Source organism: Polaribacter tangerinus (assembly GCF_038024095.1).
Classification (GTDB): Bacteria; Bacteroidota; Bacteroidia; order Flavobacteriales; family Flavobacteriaceae; genus Polaribacter; species Polaribacter tangerinus.
The window spans coordinates 1,709,483-1,721,446 of the sequence record NZ_CP150668.1; the positions used below are offsets into that span (position 1 = coordinate 1,709,483).

The window sequence follows — 11,964 nt, forward strand, 5'->3', positions numbered from 1 at the left end:
GAATTTATTCTTTAATATTTGTTTTATGACTTAGAATTTTATACTTTCTAAAATACCTTTTAAAAAGGTGTTTTCATCAAAGTTTTTCAATCCAAAGCGCACAATTACCATTTCTTGATCTGGTAAAATATAAACACGCTGTCCTTTATAACCATCGGCATAATACATGTTTTTAGGAACATCTTTAAATCCGCCATCTGCATTTAGCCAAAACTGAGCACCGTAGGTGTTTTTTGAGCCGGGAGTTGGTGTGGTAACATAAGTTGTCCAATCTTCACTAAAAATTCTTGTACCATTCCAATTTCCTTTTTTAAGATATAGAAGTCCAAATTTTCCCCAATCTCTTGTGGTTGCCCAAGCGTAGGAAGAGGCTACATAATTTCCGCTTAAATCTGCTTCTAAGACCATCGAATTCATTCCAATTTTATCTATAAAATCAGAATACCAAAAATCTAGATATTCCTGATGACTACCAAAGTGATTTCTTAAAATACCAGATAATAAATTACTAGTTCCAGACGAGTAGTTCCAAGTTTGATTAGGTTTACCTACTAAAGGTTTATGCTCTTGCGTTTTTGTCATATCTCTCTCTAAAAATAACATTGTTGTAGCATCAGATATTTTATCATAGTTTTCGTCCCATTCTAAACCAGAATTCATTTGTAGTAAATTATGAATGGTAATTTCTTTTCTGGCATCGTTTTGCCAAGATTCGATAGGTGCTTTTGCGTTTATCACCATGCGGTTTTGATAAGATAAAACTCCAAATACCGTGCTTAATAAACTTTTTGTCATAGACCAACCTAAAATTTTAGAAGACGCATTAAAACCTTTGCTATATTTTTCTGCTATAATTTTATCTTTGTAAATAACCAATACTGCTCGAGACTTATCGGTACCAAAAATACTACCCACAGCTTTGTTTAATTTCGGATAAGATATGTTTTCAAAAATTGTATCCTTCTGAGGAAAATCGCCATAAGGATAAGCCATTTCTGAGGAGCTTTTAGTTCTATTTGGGTATAAATATTTGGCTGTTTCATCTTTTTGGTTGAGTGTTAAAACACTTCCCAGTCCTTTTCTAAAAACAGCTTTTCTTGTTAGTAAACCAACCACAGAAGAGCGGGCTATTTTTAATGTGGTATCTATGGTATTTGATGCTAAGTGTATGGGTGTAAAACTATTGTCTGTACTATCTGTAAAGGCTAGCGTTCTATTTGCTAAGAATACAGAAGAGGCAGTACTTTTTGCAGCAAACCCAGCAACTATATTTAGTTTTTTGTAATTGTAAGCGCCAATTAAAAAGACAACAAAAGCTAAAAAAAGTAAAATTCTTTTAAATATTTTCATGTTAGTGAACATTTTATTGTAAAAGTAGCAAATTTAATGTCATAGTAGCCAAAGAATTATATTCGATTCATATTTACAAAAAAACCTTTCAGTTTCTTTATTCGTTTAAAAATACAACCTTTATCTTTGTAACTAAATATTATTTTGTATGATGAATGTTGATAAAATAAGAGAAGATTTTCCAATTTTAAAAAGAGAAGTGCATGGCAAGCCTTTGGTTTACTTTGATAATGCAGCAACCTCTCAAACACCTCAAATAGTTATAGATGCAATAGCAGATTATTACAGTAATTATAATTCAAATATTCATCGAGGAGTGCATAGTTTGAGCCAAGAGGCAACAGATAAGTATGAAGAGGCACGTATTAAAATTCAACATCATTTCAATGCAAAACATGCTTATGAAATTATCTTAACCTCAGGTACTACTGATAGTATAAATATGGTAGCTGCAGGATTTGCAGATATTTTACAAAAAGGAGATGAAATTATAGTATCGGCGCTAGAACATCACTCTAATATTGTTCCTTGGCAAATGTTATGTACAAAAACTGGGGCAATTTTAAAGGTAATACCTATGCTACAAGATGGTTCTTTAGATATGAAAGTATATGAGGAGTTGCTAAACAGTAATACCAAATTAGTTTTTTGTAATCATGTTTCTAATGCTTTGGGAACCATAAATCCTATAGAAGAAATTATTAAAAAAGCTCACGCTGTTAATGCGGCAGTTTTAATTGATGGAGCACAAGCAACACCACATATTAAACCAGATGTTCAAGCGTTAGATGTAGATTTTTATGTGGCTTCTGCTCATAAATTATGTGGTCCAACAGGAGTTGGTTTACTGTATGGAAAGCAAGAATGGTTAGAGAAACTGCCACCTTATCAGGGTGGTGGAGAAATGATAGCAACAGTTTCTTTCGAAAAAACTACCTATGCAGGTTTACCACATAAATTTGAAGCAGGTACCCCAAATATTTGCGGAGGTATTGCTTTTGGTGTTGCCTTAGATTATATGAATAGTATTGGTTTTAGCGAAATTGCAGCTTATGAAGCAACGCTTTTAGAGTATGCAACAACTGAACTTTTAAAGATTGATGGTGTAAAAATATTCGGAACAACTGCTCATAAAACTTCTGTAGTTTCTTTTAATGTTGCAGATATTCATCCTTATGATATTGGTACAATTTTAGATAAATTAGGTATTGCGGTAAGAACGGGGCATCATTGCGCACAACCTATTATGGATTTCTATAAAATACCAGGAACTATACGAGCTTCTTTTTCTTTTTATAATACCAAAGAAGAAATAGCTATTTTTATTACTGCGTTAAAAAGAGCCATCCAAATGTTTTCTTAATTTGAGTGTAACAGTACATTATTAATTTCAAAAAAAAAGGTTGAATAATGATATAACATTATTCAACCTTTACTTTTCGTTTAAGTAAAGTAATTGGAGGTTACTTTATGTTAAAACTTACTCTTGCAAATAAGAATCTACCACCAATACCAAACTGTTGAGATCTTCTAGACCAATCAAAACGGCCTCCACTTCTGTTAGCTTCTATTGCTCTGTCTGGGTAAACATCTAGCAAGTTATTAGCACCTATTGTAAGTGTTAAATCTTCAGTAGCTTTATATCCTAAAGATAAATCGGTAACTACTTTAGAGCTAAATTGTTGCTGATTTGCAATACTGTTTGTAGCTTCAGATACTTCACCAAAATATACGTTTCTTAAGAATACATTAAACTTACCACTTGTTAAGCTATTGGTTAAGTTTACTTTTGTTCTTGGTACAGCTTCCTCTAAAAATATTCTACTATCCTCAGGAAAATATGTTCCTTCCTGACCAGCATCTCTAAGAACTTGAGAGGATTTAATGTCGCCTTGTTGTCTAGTTTGAGAAAAAGTACCCGCTAAATCTGTCTTTAATCTAACATTATCACCAAAAGTAGCTTTGTGAGTAACCACAATATCTATACCTGTAGATCTTGTATCAATTGCATTGGCAAAGAAAGAGGCAGCATTTGCATTTGCTTGAACCAATAAATCTGAAAGTTCTTGGTTTGCAGCATCAATAGGAAAATCATCATTACTATTATTTGGAGTACCATTGTCGTTTAAAGTTGGTTTAAACTGACCGGTGTATACAACTCTATCATTTATATTTACAATGTAACCATCTACTGTAAATGTTAAGTTAGATTCTGGTAGTTTTGCTGTAAAACCAGCGCTAAAACTATTAGAAGTTTCTTCTTTCAGTTGAGGTATACCTAATAATTGTGCTGCTTTACTATCATTAGCAAAAGTACCAACCTCTACAGGAATTCCGTCTTGAAAAATTGTAGAAGTAGAATTGTAATTAAGTTGATGTAAAGAAGGAGCTCTAAAACCAGTGTTAAAAGAAGCTCTAAGTCTAAAATTGTCTGAAAACTTATAAATAGACGCAAGTTTAAAGTTTAACGTAGATCCGAAATCAGAATAATTTTCATATCTAGTAGCAAAAGTAGTTGATAATGCTTCTGTTAACGTTGCATCTAAATCTACATAAGCAGCTACACTACTACGTTGTCTATTAAGTTCGTTTTTTGGTCCGAAACCAGGAAAAACTTGAGAACCACCAGGTCTAGAATTACCAAAGAAATCTTTTAAAGGACTGGTGCCAGTAATACCAGTAAACGGTTGTCCGTCTGCTTGATATTGTGTGTAAGAATCTTCCTGACCAGCAATTATTTCATAATTTTCTACACGGTGTTCACCACCAAAAGCAACTCCTAAACCTTTAAAAGTATTTTCATAGAATTTAGAAAGATCTAGGTTTGTAGTATTTTGTGAAAAAGAAAATCCACCAGCATCAAATGTTGTTGGCGATGCGTTACCTTGAGAGGCGTTATAAGTGTTTCCGATTGTAAAATCAAATGCATTTTTACCGTATGTATTTGAGAAATCTACATTCCATTCACCTATTTTACCTTTTATACCAACAGCAAGAGACTGATCTGAAATGGTAGAATTTATTTCAGGTAAAAAACCATTAATGTAGGCAGGTGTGTATGTTCTACTTTGGTTAGGTAATCTGTAAAAACCTGCAGAATTACCCGTTCTAGAGCTCATTCCTGCAAAAGAATACACTTCTGTACCATTGTCGTCTAAAGGTAGTTTAAAATTTGCAAAGAATCTTCCACCACGAACTCTAGATTGTCCAACTCTCATGTTAAAATCTGTTCTTTGTAAGCCTCTTGCATTTAATTCGGATGTAGTAGCATCTCCTTTTAGTATGGTTCTCATTTCTGCCAAACCATCGGTAGGAGAAGTTGTAAAACCAGCAGCATTTGCAAACCCTTTAAGGTCTCCTAAAATGGTTGCATATTCTGCAGAAGCAGGATCTAATCCATTAGATAATGATAAAAACCTAGAAGTATCATAATTTGCATTATTCGCAAAGCGTTCAACGACATTGTACCCATTAAAAATACCGCCTTCCCATTCTTTCATTCTATTATAATCTTCACGAATATCAAAATCCCCAGAAAAATTAATAAAACCACCATTTTCGCCCAATGGTAAACCATAACTAGCGCTAATATTTGTAGTTTGTCCGTCTACTCCACCTGTTTGAGAATTAGCATTTTTACTAAAGTTTGCACCAGTAGTAACTGCCATAGAAAGCTCGTTTACAGATTCGTTTAAAACAATATTAATTACCCCAGCAATGGCATCAGAACCATATTGCGCAGCAGCACCATCTCTTAAAACTTCTAACCTTTTTATTGCAGAAGCAGGTATTGCATTTAGGTCGGTACCAACAGAACCTCTACCAAAAGTTCCGTTTACGTTAATTAAAGAAGAAGTATGTCTTCTTTTTCCGTTAATTAATACCAAAACTTGATCTGGTCCAAGACCTCTTAAAGAAGCAGGATCTACGTGATCGGTACCATCTGAAATTGTTTGTGTGTTTGATGTAAATGAAGGAGCTACAAAATTTAAAATCTGATTTAAATTTACTTGTGGCGCTGCATTTGTAAGTTCTTTAATATCAACAATATCTATTGGCACAGGAGAATCTACTGCAGTTCTGTTAGGATTTCTAGAGCCAATTACAACTATTTCTTCTAAAGATTCGCTGCTCTCTTCTATAACAATAGTTAAAAAAGAAGTATTACTTACTGTAATTGTTTTGGTTTTAAAACCAAGTGAAGAAACCGTAAGTTTTGTTGGTAATTGTAATACATTAATGGAGAACTCTCCATTATCATCGGTTGTTGTTCCGTTTTTTGTTCCGCTTTCTACAACATTCATAAAAGGAAGTACCTCACCAGAGGTGTCTGTAACTTTACCTTTAATGGTTTGTGCCACCATAAATAATGGAAAAATCATTAAAAATGAAAATAGTAGAATTTTTTTTGATTTTGTTTGAGTCATTTAAGTTATTTTTATGTTTCCTTGCAAATATTAAATTTTTTATATTAAAAAACTAAAAATAGTGTGTTTTATTTAAAAATTTAATTATTTTTTTAAACTTACATTATTTTTTTAACTCTTTTTAACTATTGATAATCAGTAGGTTCGGTGTATAATTTATCTTTAACCTACTTTTAACAAAAAGAAATATGTTAAAATTGTAGTTTTGTTTCACTTAATTAAAATCTAATACAATAAATAATGGATGTAGATGTAAGAGCTATCAATGAAAAAATAGAAAGAGAGAGTGCCTTTATAGACATTCTTACTTTAGAAATGAACAAAGTAATTGTAGGCCAAAAACAAATGGTAGAAAGTTTGTTAATTGGATTGCTAGGAAACGGACATATTTTATTAGAAGGTGTGCCAGGTTTGGCAAAAACCCTAGCTATTAATACGCTATCTAAAGCTGTACAAGCAAGTTTTAGTAGGGTTCAGTTTACACCAGATTTATTACCTGCCGATGTTGTAGGAACTATGATTTACAACATGAAGCAAAACGGATTTGAAATTAAAAAAGGACCTATTTTTGCAAATTTTGTGTTGGCAGATGAAATTAACCGAGCGCCTGCAAAAGTTCAGTCAGCTTTATTAGAAGCCATGCAAGAACGTCAAATAACTATTGGTGATACTACTTTTAAGTTAGAAGAACCTTTTTTAGTTATGGCAACACAAAACCCTGTAGAACAAGAAGGAACGTATCCTTTACCAGAGGCACAAGTAGACCGTTTTATGCTTAAAGTGGTAATTGATTATCCGAAATTACAAGACGAGCAACTTATTATGCGTCAGAACTTAACTGGCGGATTTTCTTCTGTAAATCCTGTTATTTCTGTTGATCAAATTTTAAAAGCAAGAGAGGTTGTAAATGAAGTATACATGGATGAAAAAATTGAAAAATATATTTTAGATATTATTTTTGCAACACGATATCCGGAAAAATACAACTTAGCAAATTTAAAAGACTTAATAAGTTTTGGTGCCTCGCCTCGTGGAAGTATTAATTTAGCAAAAGCTGCAAAATGTTATGCGTTTATAAAGCGAAGAGGGTATGTAATACCAGAAGATGTTAGAGCAGTTGTTATAGATGTTTTAAGACATAGAATAGGTATTACGTATGAAGCCGAGGCAGAAAATGTAACCTCTGTAGATATTATAAACTCTATTATTAATGAGGTAGAAGTTCCATAGAAACCCTTCACTATTTGCTTGTAACATTTTGTTAAAAGCAAAACTTAATTAAAGTAAAGAGCAATCAATGGATACAAAAGAGATACTTAAAAAAGTACGAAAAATTGAAATCAAGACAAAACGTTTGTCTAATGATATTTTTGGTGGCGAATATCACTCGTCTTTTAAAGGACGTGGTATGACTTTTTCTGAAGTAAGAAAATATCAGTTTGGCGATGATGTAAGAGCTATTGATTGGAATGTTACGGCTCGTTACAACGAACCATATATAAAAGTTTTTGAAGAAGAAAGAGAGCTAACCATGATGCTTTTAGTAGATGTATCTGGCTCCGAACTTTTTGGTACATCATCACAATTTAAAAAAGATACTGTTACAGAAATAGCGGCTACATTGGCTTTTTCCGCAACTCAAAATAACGATAAAGTTGGGTTGATACTTTTTTCTGATGCTATAGAATTATTTATTCCACCTAAAAAAGGTAAAAGTCATGTTTTAAGAATTATAAGAGAATTAATTGAGTTTAAACCGAAAAGCAAAAAAACAAATATAGCAGTTGCACTTAAATTTTTATCGAGTGTGTTAAAAAAGCGAGCTATTGTTTTTATGTTGTCAGATTTTATGGATGATGATTATGAAAAAACACTTAAAATTGCTGCCAATAAGCATGATTTAACAGGAATTCGTGTGTTCGATAAGTACGATGATGAAATTCCGAATTTAGGAATGGTACCAATGTTAGATGCAGAGTCTGGTGCCATACAATTAGTAAATACTGCTGCTGCATCGGTACGAAATAGTTATAAAGAGAATGCTTTACGACTGTCTAATTATTACAAAAGTATGTTTAAACGAAGTGGGGCAGGAGCTGTAAATGCAAGAGTAGATGAGAATTACGTAAAAATATTATTGGGTTATTTTAAAAATAAAGGAAGATAATTACACTTTCTTTTTTTAAAATGATTTCAATACAAATAAGAACATAAAAGTTGAAAAATAAATTTAGTAACATCAATTTTACAAAGAAGATTTCTTCTTTAAAAAAGCAATGGATTTTTGTTGCTTTTATTTTAACAGGATTTGTGAGTTTTGCCCAACAATCTTTGGTAAAAGCAGAAATTGATACCACTAATATCCGAATAGGAGAGCAGTTTCAATTAAAAATATCTGTTGCAGAAACACAAAATGTAATTATTCCAAAATTAAGCTTAAGTGGTCTAGAAATTGTAGATTCTACAAAAGTAGATACGCTAAAAAGTATGCTTGTAAGAAAGTATATTTTAACAGGTTTTGATAGTGGCTCATTTTACATACCACAACAACAAATTTTTGTTAAAAATCAAGCATATTTAACAGATTCACTTTTGGTAAATGTTGCTACAGTTGCTGTAGATACAACAAAAGTTAAAAAATTTCCTATCAAATCTATTAAGAGTGAACCTTTTACGTTCGATGATTTTAAAAATTATATATACATAGCACTTGCTATTTTGGCAATTATCATTTTTTGGATTTATTGGTTTGTGATTAGAAAGAAAAAAGAAGAGGAGGAATTACCAACATACAGAACATTACCACCTTACGAAGAAGCTATTTTAAGACTAACGGAACTAGATGAAAAGTTGCTGTGGCAAAATAATAAAGTTAAAGAATATTACTCTGAACTTACCGAAATTGTAAGAGGTTATATAGAAAGAGAGTTGCAAGTACCTGCTCTAGAAAATACTACAGATGAGGTGTTAGAAATGATTAAAAAGTTTAAAAAAGCGGCTACCATAGAAACCTCTGAAGAAACTATTATGAAGTTAAGAGATTTACTAAGAGAAGCAGATTTAGTAAAATTTGCAAAATCGAAACCTCTTGCTATCGAAATTGAAGATGATAGGAAAGATGCAGAATTTATTATTGGCCACTTAAAACCAAAAGAAACCGTAAAAGAAGATACAGATGGATTGGAGTAAGTTCGAGTTTTACAGTCCGGAGTTTTTATGGCTACTAATTTTGATACCATTATTAGGAGTTTGGCATTTTTTTATGCGAAAAAAAGATGTTGCACTATTAACAATGCCAAGTATAAAAGGTTTTAAATCGACCTCTTTACTACCAAAGCTAAAACCTGTTTTGTATTTGTTAAGGTTATTGGCATTGGCAGCAGTAATTATTGCATTGGCAAGACCCAGAAATGTATCTGTAAGTAAAAAAACAAAATCGAATAGAGGTATAGATATTGTTATGGCAATAGATGTTTCTGCAAGTATGTTGGCAAGAGATTTAAAGCCAAACAGATTAGAAGCATTAAAAAAAGTGGCTATAAATTTTGTAGATAGAAGGCCAAACGACAGAATCGGAATTGTGGTGTATGCAGGAGAAAGTTTTACACAAACACCAATAACTAGTGATAACGGAATTGTAAAAAATACAATTTCTGAATTAAAATGGGGGCAATTAGAAGGAGGAACAGCTATTGGTATGGGATTAGGTTCTGGTGTAAACAGATTAAAAGACAGTAAAGCAAAAAGCAAAGTAATTATTTTGTTGACCGATGGTGTAAATAATGCCGGTAATATAGATCCAAGAACAGCTACAGAATTAGCAAAAGAACTAGGTGTAAAAGTGTATACTATTGGTATTGGAACCAACGGTATGGCAGATACACCATGGAGTAGAGACCCTAGAACAGGAAAACTAAATTTTAGAAAACAACAAGTACAAATAGACGAGAAGTTGTTGCAAGAAATAGCAGAACAAACAGATGGGCAATACTTTAGAGCTACCGACAACGACTCTTTACAAGAAATTTATGACGAGATAGACAAGCTAGAAAAAACAAAAATAGAAGAGTTTAAGTATTATAATTATCAAGAAAAGTTTCGAATATTTGCTTTGTTAGGTTTGGTGCTTTTAGGAATAGAATTTATTCTAAAAAACACCATTTTTAAGAGTTTCATATAAGTAACTATTATAACAATAAAACAACCATACATTAAGAAATGTACAGAATAGAAGAACCAATTTATTTTTATTTATTAGCAATTATTCCAGTAATGATTGTGGTGTTTTTGTTGGTAATGTGGTGGAAAAGAAGTAAACAAAAAAAATTTTCAGATAGTGTTCTTTTAAAGAAATTAGCGCCCAATGTTTCCTCATTTAAAACGTCTTTAAAATTTGTTTTTCTATTATTAGGTATATCCTTTTTAGTGATTTCTTTAACCAATCCAAAAATGGGTACCAAGTTAAAAACAGTAAAAAGAGAAGGAGTCGATATTGTTTTTGCTTTAGATGTGTCTAGAAGTATGTTGGCAGAAGATATTGCACCAAATAGATTAGAAAAATCTAAACAGATTATTTCTAAAATTATAGACAAGTTGGGTTCAGATAGGGTAGGTATCATTATTTACGCAGGAAATTCATATCCTTTATTACCCATTACAACAGACCACGCAGCGGCCAATATGTTTTTACAGAATGCCAATCCCGATATGGTTTCTAGTCAAGGAACAGCAATAAATGAAGCATTAGAATTGGCAAAAACATATTACAATAACGATGATCAAACAAATCGATTTTTAATTATGATATCCGATGGAGAAGACCATCAAGAGGAAACCAAACAAGTAGCACAAAATTTAGCAAATGAAGGAGTAAAAATTTATACCATTGGAGTGGGTACAGAAAGAGGTGGCCCAATACCAATGCGTGTAAATAATAGTATGATTGGTTACAAGAAAGATAATAAAGGAACTACAGTAATTACTAAAAGAAAACCTACTATATTACAAGAAATTGCAGCTGTTTCAGAAGGTAGTTATATAGATGGTAATGTAACAGATACTCCTGTAAATGAAATAGCAGAAATTGTTGCAAATGCAGAAAAAAATGAGTTTGAGACCAAACAATTTTCAGATTATAAAGATCAGTTTCAGTGGTTTTTAGCGATTGCTTTATTCTTTTTGGTACTCGATATTTTCTTGTTTGATAAGAAAACAAAATGGCTAAGAAAAGTAGATTTATTTAATGAGGAAGACACCACTAAATAGTGCTTTTTTAAAATTACAAAAATGAAAAATGTTTACGATTTTAATTTCTTTATAAAGAAGCTTATGAAACACTTCATACACTTATTTATAGTTTTTTTAGTGCTTTTTTCAACAGAAGAAATAAAAGCCCAGAAAGATAGCATTACCCAACAAAGAACTGCAAGAAAAATGCTTAGACAAGGTAATGAATTGTATAAAAAAGAGCAATATACCGACGCCTCTGTAGCATATCAAAAGGCATTAGGTAGTAACTCAAACTACGATAAAGCAGCTTATAATTTAGGAAATGCTTTGTACCAAAGTAAAAACTTTAAAGAGGCAATTCCTCAATATGAGCTCACAGCAAAAACAGCTAAAGATAAATTTACAAAGGCAGAAGCATACCATAATTTAGGAAATGCTATGATGGAGTCTAAGAATTATCAAGCAGCGGTAGATGCGTTTAAAAATTCATTAAGAAACAACCCTAATGACGATGAAACACGATATAATTTGGCTGTTGCAAAGCAATTACTAGAAAAGGAAAAAAAAGAGAATAAAAACGATAAAAACAAAGACAACAAAGACGATAAAGACAACAAAGACGATAAAAACAAAGATAATAAAGATAATAAGGATAATAAGGACAACAAAGACAACAAAAATAAAGACAATAAAGACAAGGATAAAGACGGAAAAGGAGACAAAGATAAAGACAAAAAAGACCCTAAGAACGATGAGAAAAAGAATCCTAAAAAGCAGCAACCACAACAAGGTAAAATGTCTCCGCAGCAAGTAAAACAGCTGCTAGAAAGTCTTAATAACGAAGAGAAAAAGACACAGAAAAAGATGAATGCTAAAAAGGCAAGAGGTAAAAAAGTAAAACAAGAAAAAGACTGGTAATTCTCAAAAAAGTTCAATTAAAAATTTAAACACCGTCTTG

Annotated in this window: 9 protein-coding genes; 7 read left to right on the top strand and 2 right to left on the bottom strand. The window is 31.9% G+C overall.

What is annotated here, in order from left to right:
* Positions 1-30: 30 nt before the first annotated feature.
* Positions 31-1,350, bottom strand: a complete 1,320-nt coding sequence (locus WHD54_RS07555) for a serine hydrolase domain-containing protein (RefSeq protein ID WP_088324519.1) — start codon at positions 1,348-1,350, stop codon at positions 31-33.
* 148 nt (positions 1,351-1,498) lie between these two features.
* Between WHD54_RS07555 and WHD54_RS07560 the strand changes: the two genes are divergently transcribed.
* On the top strand, positions 1,499-2,713 hold the full coding sequence (locus tag WHD54_RS07560; RefSeq protein WP_088324518.1) for an aminotransferase class V-fold PLP-dependent enzyme: 1,215 nt from the start codon (positions 1,499-1,501) through the stop codon (positions 2,711-2,713).
* A 100-nt stretch (positions 2,714-2,813) separates the two neighbouring features.
* On the opposite strand, the gene WHD54_RS07565 is transcribed toward WHD54_RS07560, so the two are convergent.
* Complete coding sequence (locus tag WHD54_RS07565) at positions 2,814-5,777, bottom strand: TonB-dependent receptor (protein ID WP_088324517.1); 2,964 nt, start codon at positions 5,775-5,777, stop codon at positions 2,814-2,816.
* A 240-nt stretch (positions 5,778-6,017) separates the two neighbouring features.
* Between WHD54_RS07565 and WHD54_RS07570 the strand changes: the two genes are divergently transcribed.
* From WHD54_RS07570 to WHD54_RS07595, 6 genes are all read left to right on the top strand, one after another.
* Positions 6,018-7,007, top strand: a complete 990-nt coding sequence (locus WHD54_RS07570) for an AAA family ATPase (RefSeq protein WP_088324516.1) — start codon at positions 6,018-6,020, stop codon at positions 7,005-7,007.
* A gap of 67 nt (positions 7,008-7,074) precedes the next feature.
* The gene (locus tag WHD54_RS07575; protein WP_088324515.1) at positions 7,075-7,944 is read left to right on the top strand and encodes a DUF58 domain-containing protein; all 870 of its coding nucleotides are present in this window, start codon (positions 7,075-7,077) and stop codon (positions 7,942-7,944) included.
* A gap of 113 nt (positions 7,945-8,057) precedes the next feature.
* Positions 8,058-8,966 (top strand): hypothetical protein, encoded by a 909-nt coding sequence (locus WHD54_RS07580; protein WP_394364894.1) that lies wholly within the window; start codon positions 8,058-8,060, stop codon positions 8,964-8,966.
* Positions 8,953-9,957, top strand: a complete 1,005-nt coding sequence (locus tag WHD54_RS07585; protein WP_088324514.1) for a vWA domain-containing protein — start codon at positions 8,953-8,955, stop codon at positions 9,955-9,957. Before WHD54_RS07580 ends, WHD54_RS07585 begins: the two co-directional genes overlap by 14 nt.
* 38 nt (positions 9,958-9,995) lie before the next feature.
* On the top strand, positions 9,996-11,042 hold the full coding sequence (locus WHD54_RS07590; protein ID WP_143744270.1) for a VWA domain-containing protein: 1,047 nt from the start codon (positions 9,996-9,998) through the stop codon (positions 11,040-11,042).
* Between the two features lie 63 nt (positions 11,043-11,105).
* Positions 11,106-11,924, top strand: a complete 819-nt coding sequence (locus WHD54_RS07595) for a tetratricopeptide repeat protein (RefSeq protein ID WP_088324644.1) — start codon at positions 11,106-11,108, stop codon at positions 11,922-11,924.
* Positions 11,925-11,964 lie beyond the last annotated feature (40 nt).

Coding starts and splice junctions, on each gene's coding strand:
- WHD54_RS07555 (WP_088324519.1), bottom strand. CDS start 1,350: ATGAAAATATTTAAAAGAATTTTACTTTTTTTAGCTTTTGTTGTCTTT.
- WHD54_RS07560 (WP_088324518.1), top strand. CDS start 1,499: ATGATGAATGTTGATAAAATAAGAGAAGATTTTCCAATTTTAAAAAGA.
- WHD54_RS07565 (WP_088324517.1), bottom strand. CDS start 5,777: ATGACTCAAACAAAATCAAAAAAAATTCTACTATTTTCATTTTTAATG.
- WHD54_RS07570 (WP_088324516.1), top strand. CDS start 6,018: ATGGATGTAGATGTAAGAGCTATCAATGAAAAAATAGAAAGAGAGAGT.
- WHD54_RS07575 (WP_088324515.1), top strand. CDS start 7,075: ATGGATACAAAAGAGATACTTAAAAAAGTACGAAAAATTGAAATCAAG.
- WHD54_RS07585 (WP_088324514.1), top strand. CDS start 8,953: ATGGATTGGAGTAAGTTCGAGTTTTACAGTCCGGAGTTTTTATGGCTA.
- WHD54_RS07590 (WP_143744270.1), top strand. CDS start 9,996: ATGTACAGAATAGAAGAACCAATTTATTTTTATTTATTAGCAATTATT.
- WHD54_RS07595 (WP_088324644.1), top strand. CDS start 11,106: ATGAAACACTTCATACACTTATTTATAGTTTTTTTAGTGCTTTTTTCA.